The sequence below is a fragment of the Streptomyces sp. ME02-8801-2C genome (assembly GCF_033793965.1).
Lineage (GTDB): Bacteria > Actinomycetota > Actinomycetes > Streptomycetales > Streptomycetaceae > Streptomyces.
The window spans coordinates 377,176-390,567 of sequence record NZ_JARAXP010000008.1 but is presented as its reverse complement, the minus strand read 5'-3'; the positions used below and the strand labels follow the sequence as shown (position 1 = coordinate 390,567).

13 protein-coding genes are annotated in these 13,392 nt (G+C 71.8%); 9 read left to right on the top strand and 4 right to left on the bottom strand.

Annotated elements, in window-relative coordinates:
• Window positions 1-52 precede the first annotated feature (52 nt).
• Window positions 53-655 (bottom strand): ScbR family autoregulator-binding transcription factor, encoded by a 603-nt coding sequence (locus tag PV396_RS27605; RefSeq protein WP_319209049.1) that lies wholly within the window; start codon window positions 653-655, stop codon window positions 53-55.
• 120 nt (window positions 656-775) lie between these two features.
• Here PV396_RS27605 and PV396_RS27600 point away from each other — a divergent pair, with 120 nt between their 5' ends.
• The 3 genes from PV396_RS27600 (at window position 776) to PV396_RS27590 (ending at window position 2,936) form a co-directional block, all read left to right on the top strand.
• Window positions 776-1,777 (top strand): ScbA/BarX family gamma-butyrolactone biosynthesis protein, encoded by a 1,002-nt coding sequence (locus PV396_RS27600; protein WP_319209047.1) that lies wholly within the window; start codon window positions 776-778, stop codon window positions 1,775-1,777.
• Window positions 1,778-1,893: 116 nt separating this feature from the next.
• Window positions 1,894-2,241, top strand: a complete 348-nt coding sequence (locus PV396_RS27595; protein WP_319209044.1) for a LysR family transcriptional regulator — start codon at window positions 1,894-1,896, stop codon at window positions 2,239-2,241.
• Window positions 2,238-2,936, top strand: coding sequence for an HAD family hydrolase (locus PV396_RS27590; protein ID WP_319209042.1), 699 nt, complete (start codon window positions 2,238-2,240; stop codon window positions 2,934-2,936). The genes PV396_RS27595 and PV396_RS27590 overlap by 4 nt, the downstream gene beginning before the upstream one ends.
• Window positions 2,937-3,501: 565 nt before the next feature.
• Here the strand turns inward: PV396_RS27590 and PV396_RS27585 are convergent.
• Window positions 3,502-4,134 (bottom strand): TetR family transcriptional regulator, encoded by a 633-nt coding sequence (locus PV396_RS27585; RefSeq protein ID WP_319209039.1) that lies wholly within the window; start codon window positions 4,132-4,134, stop codon window positions 3,502-3,504.
• 118 nt (window positions 4,135-4,252) lie between these two features.
• Between PV396_RS27585 and PV396_RS27580 the strand changes: the two genes are divergently transcribed.
• Window positions 4,253-5,398, top strand: coding sequence for an acyl-CoA dehydrogenase family protein (locus tag PV396_RS27580; protein WP_319209037.1), 1,146 nt, complete (start codon window positions 4,253-4,255; stop codon window positions 5,396-5,398).
• Between the two features lie 57 nt (window positions 5,399-5,455).
• On the opposite strand, the gene PV396_RS27575 is transcribed toward PV396_RS27580, so the two are convergent.
• Window positions 5,456-6,679 (bottom strand): RNA-guided endonuclease TnpB family protein, encoded by a 1,224-nt coding sequence (locus PV396_RS27575; RefSeq protein WP_319209035.1) that lies wholly within the window; start codon window positions 6,677-6,679, stop codon window positions 5,456-5,458.
• Window positions 6,680-6,846: 167 nt separating this feature from the next.
• On the opposite strand from PV396_RS27575, the gene PV396_RS27570 reads away from it, so the two are divergent.
• The 4 genes from PV396_RS27570 (at window position 6,847) to PV396_RS27555 (ending at window position 11,675) form a co-directional block, all read left to right on the top strand.
• Window positions 6,847-7,236 carry a hypothetical protein gene (locus tag PV396_RS27570; RefSeq protein ID WP_319209032.1) on the top strand — a complete coding sequence of 130 codons (390 nt, stop codon included), beginning with the start codon at window positions 6,847-6,849 and terminating at the stop codon, window positions 7,234-7,236.
• Window positions 7,237-7,267: 31 nt separating this feature from the next.
• On the top strand, window positions 7,268-8,965 hold the full coding sequence (locus PV396_RS27565; RefSeq protein ID WP_319209029.1) for an arginine decarboxylase: 1,698 nt from the start codon (window positions 7,268-7,270) through the stop codon (window positions 8,963-8,965).
• Between the two features lie 3 nt (window positions 8,966-8,968).
• Entirely contained in the window at window positions 8,969-10,552 is a 1,584-nt protein-coding gene (locus PV396_RS27560) for a class I adenylate-forming enzyme family protein (protein WP_319209027.1), read from the top strand.
• A 103-nt stretch (window positions 10,553-10,655) separates the two neighbouring features.
• The gene (locus PV396_RS27555) at window positions 10,656-11,675 is read left to right on the top strand and encodes a DMT family transporter (protein WP_319209024.1); all 1,020 of its coding nucleotides are present in this window, start codon (window positions 10,656-10,658) and stop codon (window positions 11,673-11,675) included.
• A gap of 178 nt (window positions 11,676-11,853) precedes the next feature.
• Here the strand turns inward: PV396_RS27555 and PV396_RS27550 are convergent, their stop codons facing one another.
• On the bottom strand, window positions 11,854-12,633 hold the full coding sequence (locus PV396_RS27550; protein WP_319209021.1) for an MBL fold metallo-hydrolase: 780 nt from the start codon (window positions 12,631-12,633) through the stop codon (window positions 11,854-11,856).
• 100 nt (window positions 12,634-12,733) lie between these two features.
• On the opposite strand from PV396_RS27550, the gene PV396_RS27545 reads away from it, so the two are divergent.
• Window positions 12,734-13,363, top strand: coding sequence for an ABATE domain-containing protein (locus PV396_RS27545; RefSeq protein ID WP_319209338.1), 630 nt, complete (start codon window positions 12,734-12,736; stop codon window positions 13,361-13,363).
• Window positions 13,364-13,392 lie beyond the last annotated feature (29 nt).

Here is a 13,392-nt window from a genome sequence, read left to right as displayed (position 1 = left end):
CATACGGGCGGCGCCACCATGTCGACGGCCACCCACCGCCCCTCCGCCCCCTTCAGGCGCGCAACCCCGCGAGCACCACATCCCGCAACTCCCCATACCGCTCGGCCAGATCCGCGCGGCGGCTGAGGACGTCCGAGATGTGCTGCATGCCGAAGAACGCGGCGACGATCACCCGGGCCGCGCCCCGAGGGGTGATGCCCGGGCGGAGGTCGCCGGCCTTCTCGATCTCCTTGACGAAGCCGGTCAGGTAGTCCTCCCAGCCCACGTACGGCTCCGGCAGGTCCGCGTCGATCAGTGACCGTTCGATCTGCAGACGGGCGCCCGCCTGGACCACGATGTCGTCGCGGAACGCCTCCGCCACCCGGTCGAGGACGGTCACCAGCGTTTCGTACGGCGGCAGTTCGCGGGCCGCCACGTTCTCCAGGAGCAGCGGCCAGCGTACGTAGTGCTCGTGGACCACGGCGACAGCGAGCGCCTCCTTGTTCTTGTAGTGGAAGTACACCGCGCCCTTCGTCATCGACGCCCGCTCCGCCACGTCCTGCAACGTCACCGTCGCGTAGCCGCGCTCGGCGAAGAGTTCGGCCGCCATCTGGAGGATGTGGGCCCTCGTCCGCCACGCCCGTTCCTGCTTCGGTTCACTCTGGCTACCTGCCATGGTCACTCCGCCTCTCCGATCAACCCCCCTTGCAATATACATTCTCGAAGGTATATTTCTTGCTGGCCGGGGGGAGTCAGCCCCCTGCACGTTGCACACACACCTTGGGGGGATACGGGGATGTCTGTAAGCATGCTGCCCGCTGTGCCGGTACCGGCGGACGGTGCCCGGGGCGGACTCAACTTCGACCGGACGGTGCCGCGCCAGCTGGTGCACCGCGCGTCCGTACAGGAGGTCTTCCTCACCGACGGCGTCCACGTCGGCGCCGACCGCTACCTCGTCGGCGCCCAACTGCCGCGCCACCACGCGCTCTACCGGCCCGACGTGTCGGGCCGCTGCGACTTCATGCTGCTGGCCGAGACCGTTCGGCAGGCGGGGATCTTCGTCATCCACCGCTACAGAAACGTTCCACTGAACCACCACTTCGTCTTCAGGTCGCTCGCCCTGCGCATCGACGACCCCGCCGCCCTCCGCGTGGGGGCTACGCCGCTCGGCGCGGTGCTCGACGTGTCCGTCACGCAGACCCGCGCCCCGGACGCCCGCCGCTTCGACGCCCGGCTCGACGTCACGATCGAGGTCGACGGCCGGCCGTGCGCGTACGCCTCCGTGGCCGTGCTGGTGGTCGACGCGCGTCGCTACGGGATGCTCCGCCGACGCGCGGGCAGGGACACCGCGCCCGCCGACACCTCGTCACCGTCCGCCGAGATCAGCCAAACCGCGTCACCGGCCACCCGGATCAGCCGGACCGCGTCACAGCCCGCACTGACCGCCCCGGTGATCGCCGGTCGTCCCCGCGCCGACGTGCTGCTTCGCGCCTCCGCGGACGGCGACCCGTCCACCTGGCTGCTGCACCTCGACCCCGGCCACCCGGGCTACTTCGAGCACCCCTCGGACCACGTCCCCGGCATGGTGCTCCTCGAGGCCTTCCGGCAGGCGGGTCACCTCGCGGCCGGCCGCGACACCGTACTGACCTCCCTGAACTCCGAGTTCGAGTCCTTCGCGGAACTGTGCCAGCCCGTCACCATCAAGGCGGCCGACCGCCGTGCCGGGATGCTGCACCTGACCGCCGTACAGGGCGAACGCACACTCGCCCGCGCCGAGGCCGTCTTCACCGGGGCCTGATCGGCGGCGTCCGGCGCGGCGCGGGACGCCGTGCGCCGGGCCCGCAGTAACGAACGGTCCGGGCAGGTCCCGAGCGAGCGGCCGACCGGTCCACGTACGCCCGAGAGGGGATTTCCGTGGAACTCCAGCGTCTGCGCGCCTTTCGTGAGGTCGCGCGCGAACTCAGTTTCACCCGCGCGGCCCGGAACCTGAACTACTCCCAGCCCAGTATCACGGCACAGATCAAGGGCCTCGAGGAGTCCGTCGGCATGCCGCTGTTCGTACGCCGCGGCAACCGCTCCATCGAGCTCACCCCGGCCGGGGCCCGCCTGCGGCCGTACGCCGACCGGATCCTCGACCTGGTCGAGACCGCCCGTATGGACCTCCGCTCCACGTCGGCCGACCGGCCGCCGGCACCTGACAAGCCGTTGACGGCGGGCTCCTCGACGAGCCCACGAAGACCCACGAGGTTTCTCATCCCATGACGAAAGATCCCCTCAGAGCCGCGTTCTTCGACGTGGACGAGACGCTCATCACCACCAAGAGCATGATCAGTTTCCTCGCGTTCCACTGGGACCGCGAGGGCCGTGATCCGGCGGACCTGACCGCGGCCCGCGCCACTCTCGGCGGCCGGCTCCGTGCGGGCGTGCCCCGCGAGCAGGTCAACCGCGAGTACTACCGTCTGCTGCGCGGCACCCGCGAGGCCGACCTGGAGGAGAGCGGCGGGCGCTGGTTCGCCCGGGAACGCCTCCGGGGCCTGTTCCACCCGCCCGTACGGGACGCCCTGCGACGCCACGCCCGCGCCGGAGACCTCACGGTCCTGGTCTCCGGCTCCTTCGCGGCCTGTCTGGCCCCGATCAGCCGGTCCGTCGGCGCCGACCTGCTCGTCTGCACGACACCCGAGGTGGTCGACGGGGTGCTGACCGGCGAGGTCGCGGGTCGCCCGATGATCGGCGAGGCCAAGGCGCAGGCCACCCGAAGGATCATGACCGCGCTCCGGCTCGCCCCCGAGGAGTGCTTCGCGTACGGCGACGACGCGAGCGACCTCCCGCTGCTCACCGGCGTCGGACATCCGGTCGTGGTCGGCACCGACCCGACCCTGACGTCCCACGTCCACCGCCCCCACTGGACCCGCCTACCGGGCGCGTCACCTACGGGGGCACTCGTCACGGTGGCCTGAGAGGGGGAGCCAGGCAGGGCGGGCGGCGGCACGGCTTGCGCCGCCACCGGTGTGCCGCTCACGGGGCTGACCGTGCCGCTTGCGGCGCGACCTACCTCTGCGCGTCGAAGGGCCGAGGGCGCCCGGGTGGGCCAACGCGGTCGACCCGGTACGAACCCATCGCCGAGTCCGACCGAACGAACGCCGTACCGGCCCGGGATGCCGGGGGCCACGGTCCCGCACCCCCAACAGGGGCACGGGATGCCGGGGACCACGGTCACGCACCCCCGCCAGGGGCGCGGGATGCCGGGGGCCACGGTCACGCACCCCCGCCAAGGGCACGGGATGCCGGGGACCACGGTCACGCACCCCCGCCAGGGGCGCGGGGAACTGCGCGACCAGCCCCCACCACCCCACAGCCGAAACACAGCCTCGTCGGGACCGGGCGGGACCGGTCGGGATCGGGCGGGTCCGGGCCCGGCCGGACAGGGGCGCGGGGAACTGCGCGACCAGCCCCCACCACCCGCAGCCGAAACACAGCCTCGTCGGGTCCGGCCAGGACCAGGCAGGTCCGGCCAACCCCCGCTCACTCGTACGGCACCGGCCCCCGCCGACCCCCCTCGGCGCCACCACCCCCACAACGCTCGGCCACCACCGGCTGGACCACGTCCCAAATCTCCCGCACCTGCTCCGCGAGGCCGCCTCCCTCCGCCCCCCACCGGGTGGAGTGCGTGCCGAGCAGCAGGACCAGTACCAGCCTGGCCAGCACCTCGGGCGGCTGCCCCGCGAGGGTCCGGCCGTCCCGCTGGGCCTCGCGGACCAGGCTCTCCAGCACATCGCGGAGCTCACCGATCGGCGCCGGTTCACGCCGGTCCACGAGAGCCGCGTCCGTGGCAAGTCGGAGTCCCGCCGCGAACCGCGGGTCGTCGTCCAGCCGCCGGGCGAGGCCGGTCGTGAGCTCCCGCAGGGTGCACACGAGGGACCGGTCACCCCGCCCGGAGGCCGCCAACAACTGCGCCCACGCGTCCTCGAACCGCCGGGACAGCTCCTCGGCCAGCTCCGCCTTCGAGGCGAAGTGGCCGTAGAGCGCGCCCTTTGTCACCTGTGAACGGGCCGCCACGGCGGCCAGGTTGGTCCCCGTGAAGCCGTGGCGGAGGAACTCGGCCGCCGCCGAGTCGAGGAGTTGATCGTACGTACGGCGTGCTCTGTCCTGCTTCACCTCGTCCTCGCTCTCATCAGCATTCCCAGAAAATACCTTCTCGATCGAATTTTTTTCTACCCGGGTTCCGCAGCCCGGCACAACACCCGCACAACAACCCGAACCGAAAGGCGAAACCATGACCACCGCACTCCCCACCACCCACCTCACCCCGACCGCCGTCAGCGCCCTCGCGGCACGGCACGCCCGCGCGTCGGAGGACGCCGGGCGACTGCACCCGGAGGTGATCGCCGCCCTGCCCGCGACCGGGTTCGCCCGCCACTTCGTGCCGCGTCTGAGGGGTGGCCGGGCGGGCGGCCGGGCAGGTGGCTTCACCGAGCTGGTCAACGCCGTGGCCGCCGTCGGTGAGGCCTGCGCCTCCACCGCGTGGATCTGCGCGCTCCAGGCCGGGCACGCCCGGCTCGCCGCCCATCTCCCGGAGCCCGCCCAGGCCGAGTTGTGGGCCGACGGCCCCGACACGGCGATCGCGGCGGCGGTCGTCCCGCCGTCCGGCCGACTCGTCCAGGTCCCCGGTGGCCGGCGGCTGACCGGCCGTTGGGCGTGGGCCAGCGGCGCGGACCACGCGGACTGGATCCTGCTGGCCACCCTCGACGACTCGGGTGCCGGGCAGCCGCTGTACCGCGTCCTCGCGCTGCCCCGCGAGGACGTCCAGGTCCACGCCACCTGGGACAGCGTCGGGCTGCGGGGCACCGGCAGCGACACGGTCACGGTGGACGACGTCTTCGTACCGGAACACCGTTCGTTCCTGCGGGAGGCCCTGATGACGGGCGTACGGGACGCGGACGCGGCCCCCTGCCACCGGGTGCCGTACACCCTCGTCGCCTCGCTCCTCTTCTGCGCGCCCGCCCTCGGCGCGGCCCGGGGCGCCCTCGACGCCTGGACGGCGCTCGCCCGGCAGCGCGACGCGTCCGGCGACCCCGGCGTCCAGCAGACCCTCGCCCGCTGCTCCGCCGAGATCGACGCGGCCCAGTTACTGCTGGAGACGGCTGCGGCCCGGGCCGACCGGGCGGCGCTGACCCCGCCGGCCGCGTTCGAACCGGCGACGGCGGCCCGCAACCAGCGGGACGCGGCGGTCGCGGTCGACATGCTGGTGGGTGCGGTGGAGCGGCTCTTCCGTACGGCGGGTGTACGCGCGCTGAGCCAGGACAGCCCTCTGCAGCGCGCCTGGCGCGACGTCCACGCGGTGGCCGCCCACGCGACCCTGCAACCCGGTGCGTCGGCGGCCGCGTACGCGACCGGGGTGTTCGCGGACGCCGGCGATTGACATGCTCCTCGCCTTGAAAGGCGAGGATTCTGGCCTTCTCCACCGGTTGCCGTGCCGCTACGCGGCGCGGTTTGCGGTGGGGAATCCGTGGCTTCCTGTTTCTTCGCGCTGTGCCGGGATTGCTCCTGGCCTTATCGGCGCTCCGCAGGCTGTTACCGCCAGTCCGGCGGCCGTTTTGACGTTGAGTGCGGCGTTGTGGTCCCGGTCGTGGAGGGTGCCGCAGGCGGTACACGTCCATTCCCGGATGGTGAGGGGTTTGGGACCGTCCTTGACCCCGCAGGTGGAGCAGACCTGACTCGTCGGCTCGAACCGGCCGATCTTCACCAGGGTGCGCCCGTACCGCTCAGCTTTGTATTCCAGCATGTTCACGAATGACGCCCAGCCCGCGTCGTGCACGGACTTGGCCAGCCGGGTACGCGCCAGTCCCGCCACCGACAGACTTTCCACGGCGATTCCTTGGTTCTCGGAGATCAGCCGGGTGGAGAGCTGGTGGTGGAACTCCTTGCGGGCGTCGGTGACCTTGGCGTGGGCGCGGGCGACCTTGAGACGGGCCTTCTCCCGGTTCTTCGATCCCTTCCGTTTGCGGGACAACTCCCGCTGGGCCTTCTTCAGTTTCTTCTCCGCCCGGCGCAGAAACCGGGGGGAGTCGATCTTCTCGCCGGTGGACAGGACGGCGAAGTGCGTGAGGCCGAGGTCGATGCCGATGCTCTGGTCCGACTCGGGCATCCGGGTGGCGTCGGCGGCGGGGTCGGTGTCGATGACGAACGAGGCGAAGAACCTGCCCGCGCTGTCCTTGATCACGGTGACCGAGGTGGGGGTGGCGGGCAGGGTGCGGGACCATTTCACCTTCACCGCCCCGATCTTCGGCAGGTCCAGCTGGCCACTGTCGGTGATCTTCCAGCGGGCGTTGGCGGTGAACCGGATCGACTGCCGGGCGTCCTTGCGGGACTTGAACCGGGGCGCACCCAGCTTCGGTCCCTTGCGGTCGCCCTTCAGGGAGGCGAAGAAGTTGCGGTAGGCACTCTCGGCGTCCCGCAGGGACTGCTGGAGCACCACCGCGGACACCTCACCCAGCCAGGACCGCTCCACGGTCCGCTTGGCCTCGGTGATCAGACGCGTGGACAGTTCCCCGGCCTTCGGGAACGGCTGCCCGGCCTTACGGGCGTCTTCACGGGCGCTGACCGCGTCGTTGTACACGACACGCGCGCACCCGAACGCCCTCGCCAACGCGGTGCGTTGGCCGGGCTCCGGGTACAACCGGAAGGCGTACCGAAGGTGCATGCGGTGATCGTACGAACAGGCGACACCTGATGTCGCCGGGAACATCCGTTCCCCGCCTCACCCCCCCCCGGCCGCACTGTCCGGCTCCGCCGGAACGACACTGCGGCGCTCCGCGCCACAGTCACGAGATCGGCTTCACCACCGGCGTGAACGCCGATGCACTGCCGATGAAGCCCGGTAGCCGCGACGACGGCGAGCAGCCGCAGCGCCGACCGAACAGCCGCCGCGACGACGGCGAGCGGCTGCGGCGCCGGCGCGAGTGTGCCGGGACCCTGATTCTCCCCGCCCTCGCGCCGACGGCGGGCAACAGCCGATCTCGCGGGCCACCCGTCGTACGCCGCCGTACGCCGTCGTACGCCTTCGTACGCGCCGCCGTACGACAGCCCGAGCCGGCCGCCCTCGTCGCCCCCACCTCCGTCGCCCCCGGCGACAGCCGCGAGCGCTCGCGCACGGCCGGCCGCAGTCGCTCCGCCGACCGCGAGAGCCGCGTCGCCCACAACCCCGCCCGTGGCGACACCCGCTCCCCCACCCCCATCAGTAATCCCGATAATATTTGATTCCTTCGCGAAGGTTTTGTTTTATCGAAGCATGACCTCATCCACCAGCCCCCATCCCGTGCCCGGGGAGAGCGCGCCATCACCTCTCCTCGGGCACCACCGGGCGAGCAGGGCACCGCTGGCCGACGCCGTGCTGGCGGTGGCCCGACGGGACATCGCCTCGTTCCACGCCCTCCCCCTCTCCCATGGCCGTTCCATCCGCGACTCCGGGATCCGCGCCTCGTACGAAGCCCTGTTCGGCGCGGCCCACCTCGCCGCCGACGTGTCGTACAGCGGCACCATGCTCGACTCGTTCTTCCGCCCCCGCGGCCCCCTCCGCGAGGCCCAACGGCTCGCGGCCCACACCTTCGGCGCCGACGCGACGTACTTCCTGTCGACCGGCACCAGCACCGCGAACCGGGCCGCGCTGACCGCGCTGGCCCGCCCCGGCGGACGCGTTCTCGCCGACCGCAGCTGCCACCAGTCCGTGCACTTCGCGCTCGGCGGGCTCGGTGTGGACGTCACGTACGCGCCCATGCAGAGGTGCTGCGCCGACTGCCCCCGGACCTTCGGCGACCTGCCCCGACTCCTCGAGATGTTCCGTAGGGCCGTCGCGGAGGAACGGCCCTACGACGTCGTGGTCCTCTCGGCGGTCTCCTACGACGGCGTCCGCTACGACCTGCCGACCGTCCTCGCCGAGTTGGCCGCGCTCCACCCCGGGGTACGGGTCCTGGTCGACGAGGCCTGGGGCGCGGTGCACCGCTTCCATCCCCGGCTGCGTCCGCTGACCGCGCTGCACGCCGTGGAGGTACTGCGCCGCACAGAGCCGGCGCTGGCCATGACGGTGGCCGTGACGCACTCGGCGCACAAGTCGATGTCGGCGCTGCGGCAGGGCTCGTACCTGCATCTGGTCGGTGACGGCGAGGCGCAGGAACGCATGGCGCAGGCGTTGTTCCAGCACCACACCACCTCGCCCAGTTTCCCCGTCCTGGCGAGCCTCGACCTGGCGCGGCTACAGGCGGAGACCGAGGGGGAGGCGCTGCTGGAGCGGTCACTGACGCTGGCCCGCACCCTGCGCGTCGAACTCGGCTCCGACCCGAGGCTGTCCGCGTATCGCGCGCTCGGTCCGGACGGGCACCTCACCGACCCCGCGCTGCTGGTGAGCGACGACCCGACCAGGGTGCTGGTCGACATCAGCGCGCTGGGGATCACCGCCGCCGACTTCCGGCGCATCCTCTTCGACGAGTACGCCCTGTACGTGGCCCGCGAGAGCGGCGACGCCGTCCTCTTCCACCTGCACATCGGGGTCGACGAGGCCATGCTTCTGCGCCTGCTCGACGCGCTGCGCACCATCCAGCGCACGTACCGGACGGCGTCCGCCGCGCTGACGCGGGGAACCTCCGAGCACTTCATCATCGCGTACCCGCCGGGCATTCCGATCACCGTGCCGGGCGAGCGGCTGTGCGACCGGACCCTCGAGGAAATCGGCGCGCTGCGCTCCAGCGGATGCGAGATCTACACGCTGCGGCATTCCGCCGCACCGACGGCCGCCACCGCCGTCGGCACGGCCACGGGCACCGGCGCTGTCACCGGCACCAGCCCTGTCACCGGCAGCGGGACAAACGGCATCCCGAAGGCCCCCAGCACCACCGCCACCACCGCCACCACGGTCATCACCGCCACCACCGCCGCCACCACCGTCATCACCCCCGACTCGACCGACCGACTTGCCACGACAGGGAGGACCTGACCCATGATCAAGCTGACCGACATCCGTGCACACGCCGCCCGTCGGCCCAACCACCTCGCCATCGTCGACGGAGACGTCCGGCTGACCTGGGCGAACCTGGCCGACAAGGTCGCCCGGGTGGCCGGCGCGATCGAGCACCGGCTGCCCGAGAGGCGTCCGGCCCGCGCGGTGTTCGTCGCCGAGAACCGCTGGGAACTGGTCGTCGCCATGGCCGCCCTCAGCTCGCTCGGCATCCCCTGCGTCGGGCTCGACCACACGGCCGGGCCGCTCGCCACCGCGGGCGCCCTGGAGCAGCTTCAGCCCACCGTCGTCATCAGCACGACCACGCACCGGAAGATCCTCACGGACGCCGCCTGGCCCGCCGACCGCGACGTGCTGGACATACACCTCGACAGCGACCCCCCGGCCGGCTCGCCGGGCGTCTCCTTCACCGACCTCCTGCTGGCCGCCCCCGGCGAACCGCGGCCGGTGGAACAGCCCTTCGAGGCGTTCTCCTTCACCTCCGGTACGAGCGGCATCCCGAAGCTGGTGATCCGCCGGACCTCGTTCGAGGCACGCCGGTTCGCCGACCTGGTGGACCAGTACTCCTTCGACGAGGACGACGTCCACCTCGTGACCGTCCCGCTCTACCACGCCTCGGGGCCCGGCTGGGCGCGTATCTTCCTCACCCTCGGCGGCACGATCGTCCTCGGCCCGTACGACAACGCCGGCGAGCTGATCCGGCTGATCCAGGACGAGGGCGTCTCCACCACCCTCATGGTGCCGCCCGTCCTGACCAGGGTCGTGGCGCACCCGGCGTCGGAGCATCTGCACAAGACCTCGCGGCTGCACTTCGTCCTCTCCGGCGGACGGCACCTCAACCGCTGGGTCGTCAACAACGCCTGGGACCGTCTCGGCGCGGTGCTGCACCTCTACTACGGCACCACCGAGACCGGCGTGAACGTGATGATCGGCCCCGAGGAACTGCATGTGGCGCCCTGCCGCTCCGGTCGGCCCATGCCGGGCAACACCATCGCCGTCCTCGACCCCGAGGACCGTCCCCTGCCCAAGGGCCGGCGGGGCCGCGTGGCGATCGCGAGTTACCAGCTGATGGACACGTACGCCGCCGCCGAGCCCGGTTTCCTCACCCTCGACCACGGCGGCCGGACCCAGCGGTTCCTGCTCACCGGCGACAGCGGCTTCATCGACGAGGCCGGGCGTCTCGAACTCACCGGCCGCAACGACGGCGTGTCCAAGGCGGCGGAGGGCAAGCCGCTCGACGTCAACATCTTCGGCCTGGAGAACGACCTGATGGACCTGCCCTGCGTCCGGGAGACGGCGGTGCTGCGCACCCGGCTCCCCGACGGGGACGAGGTGCTGGTCGTGCCCTTCGCCGCGGTCGCTCCGGAGCGTCTGGAGAGCGGGCGGCGCGCGGTCGAGGCGGCGTGCGCGCGGCGCGTGCCCTGCCTGCCCGCGTACGTCGTCCCGGTCGAGGCGATCCCGTTCAGCCCGACCGGGAAGGTCCGGGCGGCCCCGCTGCTGGAGATGGTCCTCCCGTTGGTGCTGACGGCCGCGGCCGAACGCGCGACGAACCTCGTCCCCGCCTGAGCCGACCCGGCCCGACGCGACGCGACGCGACGCGAGCCGACCCCACCTCCATCTTTCTGCCGTCCGTCCCCACTGCTCTCCCCCCAACCCGACTGGAAGAGTCATGATCGATCAGAAGAACTACCTCCGAGGCGTGCTGCTCTGCCTCGTGGCCACCGTTTCCTGGGGAGCCATGTTCCCCCTCATGGATGTGACCCTGCGGCACATCGACCCGTTCACCTTCACCTGCATGCGGTACGCGATCGCCGGCGCCATGTTCCTGGTGTTCCTGCGGATCCGCGAGGGCTCGGCAGGCCTCAGGCTCAAGGGTGAACGCGTGGGCCTGGCCTGGCTGTTCGGCACCGCGGGCTTCGCCGGCTTCCAGTTCCTGGTCTTCTTCGGCCAGGACCTGATCGGTGAGCGGGGCGCCCTCAACGCCTCGATCATGATGGCGACCATGCCCATGATGGGCTTCCTGGTCAACTGGGTGCTGCGCAAGGTCGTACCGCCCAGGGGCGCGCTGGCGTTCATCGGCATGTCGTTCGTCGGCGTCATCCTCGTCGTCTCGGAGGGTGACCTCGGGTCCCTGTTCGCCCACCCGTCGGACTTCGGCCCCGACGCGCTGCTGCTGTTCGCCGCGCTGTGCTGGGTGATCTACACGGCCGGTGCCTCCTACTTCCCGACCTGGTCACCGATCAAGTACACGGCGATCACCACCGTGTTGGGCCTCGGCAGCGCCACGGTCATCACCGCGGTCATCCTGGCCACGGGCGGTGTCCCGGTCCCGACCGTCGACGCCGTGGGGACGATCCTTCCGGAGCTCGCCTACATGAGCGTCGTCGCCGGTTTCGTGGGCGTGCTCGGCTGGAACTTCGGCAACAAGTACCTGGGGCCGCTCAACGGCGTCCTCTTCATGGACGTCGTCCCGGTCACGGCGTTCGTCATCTCCGCGCTGACCGGTGCGGTCCCGGCGGGCATGCAGGTCGTGGGCGCCTCGCTGACGGCACTCGCGCTGGTCTTCAACAACCTCTATCTGCGCCGGGTCGCGAAGCGGGCGGCCGTCACGCAGGCCGCGGCGAAGCCCGCCGGTTCCGTCCCGGACGCCGGTGAGAAGAAGCCGGCCGGGGTGGCGGCGGGCCGCTGAGACGGCCGGACGAACACACGGGACGGCAGCCGCGGGCACTTGCTCCGCGGCTGCCGTCCCGTACGTCGACCCCAGTAGTCGACCCCAGTACGGTGGTCGCCCGGCGATCGTCCAGTCGCCGCCGTCAGTCCAGTCGCCGCCGTCAGTCCAGTCGCCGCCGTCAGTCCAGTCGCCGTCGTCAGTCCAGTTGCAGCCGGTCGGCCAGTCCGGCGGCGGTGAAGGCGGCCTCGACGTCGGCGCGGCCCTCGGTGAAGTGCGCCCAGCTGTCGCAGTGGACGGGGACCACCCGGCGCGCTCCGAGAATCCGGGCGGCCTCGGCGGCCTGGGCGCTGTCGAGGACGAGCAGCGCGCCGTCGAAGATGGGCCGGCGGGGAGCCCCGGCGAACAGGACGGCGGTGTCGACCTGGCCGAACCGCTGGGCGATCTCCTTGACGTGAGTGAGCGAGGCGTTGTCTCCGCTGACGTAGACCGTGGGCAGGTCGTCCCCGGTCAGGACAAAGCCGACGACCTCGCCGGCGATCGCCACGACGTCCGCGACCCCCTCGGGTCCGTGCAGAGCGGGCACGCCCGTCACGGTCACGGTCCCGCCGTCGGGGCGGCTCAGTGCGACGGACTCCCAGGGCGCGAGCCCCCGGGCGTTGCCCTCGAGGCGGACCGCGCCGCTGGGGGTGGTGAGGGTGAGGGGTACGTCGGCGAGGAGGGACCGGCCGGAGTGGTCGAGGTTGTCGGGGTGCTGGTCGTGGGAGAGCAGCACCGCGTCGACGCTGCCGAGGTCGGCGGGCGTGACGGCGGAGGGTGCGGTCTTCGTCAGGGGCGGGCCCTTGGGGGCCGGGTAGTCGCCGGGCGGGTCGAAGGTGGGGTCGGTGAGGAACCTCAGCCCGCCGTACTCGATGAGGGTGGTCGGGCCCCCGAACACGTGGACGGGGACCTGCTCGCTGGGCGTACCGGCAGAAGCCATGAAGGAAGACACCTCACGGATGAGAGACGATTTATCCGTGAGAGGACCGTAACGGTTTCTCACGGATACAGGCAAGCTGTACCGTGAGAATGTGAGAACCATGAGGATGACCGTGCCCGCCGAGCCGAGCCCGCCGCCCGCGCCGGGGGCGGCGGAGTACCCCGCGCTCGACTTCGCCAACAGCGTCGTCGCCCTGCCCGGCGGCCAGTTCCTCGACCTGATCGGCACCCCGGCCACCGCCAACCAGTGGCTCGCCGAACGCGGCCTCGCCCCGGTCGACGCCGGCCTGCGGGAGATGTGCGCCGCCCGACTGCGGTCGCTGCGCGAACAGATCAGGGCGCTGCTCGCCTCCCGGGTCGACGGGCACGCCGCCCCGCCGAGCGCTCTCGTCGCCGTCAACGACGCGCTGACCCGAGCCCCGGCGGCCTCCCTGCTGCGCTGGGACGAGACCCGGGGCCTCCACCGCGCCGCCGCGCACCCCACGACCCAGATCCTCGACCACGCACTCGCGGCCCTCGCCGCCAACGCCGCCGACCTGCTCACCGGGCCCGACGCCGACCGCCTCGCCGCCTGCGGCTCCGCCCCCTGCACCCGCTATCTGCTGCGCACCGGCCGCCGTCACTGGTGCTCCACGCGCTGCGGCGACCGAGCCCGCGCGGCCCGCGCCTACGCCCGACGCACCCAGCCGCAGCCGCAGACACAGGCCCAGGCCCAGACACAGCCCCGCTGAGTCGCCCCCGGTCACTGCCATCAGCCGAT

Excerpts from the sequence above, each read along its gene's own strand:
- PV396_RS27590 (WP_319209042.1), top strand. The coding sequence starts at position 2,238 with ATGACGAAAGATCCCCTCAGAGCCGCGTTCTTCGACGTGGACGAGACG.
- PV396_RS27580 (WP_319209037.1), top strand. The coding sequence starts at position 4,253 with ATGACCACCGCACTCCCCACCACCCACCTCACCCCGACCGCCGTCAGC.
- PV396_RS27550 (WP_319209021.1), bottom strand. The coding sequence starts at position 12,633 with ATGGCTTCTGCCGGTACGCCCAGCGAGCAGGTCCCCGTCCACGTGTTC.
- PV396_RS27565 (WP_319209029.1), top strand. The coding sequence starts at position 7,268 with ATGACCTCATCCACCAGCCCCCATCCCGTGCCCGGGGAGAGCGCGCCA.
- PV396_RS27605 (WP_319209049.1), bottom strand. The coding sequence starts at position 655 with ATGGCAGGTAGCCAGAGTGAACCGAAGCAGGAACGGGCGTGGCGGACG.
- PV396_RS27570 (WP_319209032.1), top strand. The coding sequence starts at position 6,847 with ATGAAGCCCGGTAGCCGCGACGACGGCGAGCAGCCGCAGCGCCGACCG.
- PV396_RS27555 (WP_319209024.1), top strand. The coding sequence starts at position 10,656 with ATGATCGATCAGAAGAACTACCTCCGAGGCGTGCTGCTCTGCCTCGTG.
- PV396_RS27575 (WP_319209035.1), bottom strand. The coding sequence starts at position 6,679 with ATGCACCTTCGGTACGCCTTCCGGTTGTACCCGGAGCCCGGCCAACGC.
- PV396_RS27560 (WP_319209027.1), top strand. The coding sequence starts at position 8,969 with ATGATCAAGCTGACCGACATCCGTGCACACGCCGCCCGTCGGCCCAAC.
- PV396_RS27600 (WP_319209047.1), top strand. The coding sequence starts at position 776 with ATGTCTGTAAGCATGCTGCCCGCTGTGCCGGTACCGGCGGACGGTGCC.
- PV396_RS27545 (WP_319209338.1), top strand. The coding sequence starts at position 12,734 with ATGAGGATGACCGTGCCCGCCGAGCCGAGCCCGCCGCCCGCGCCGGGG.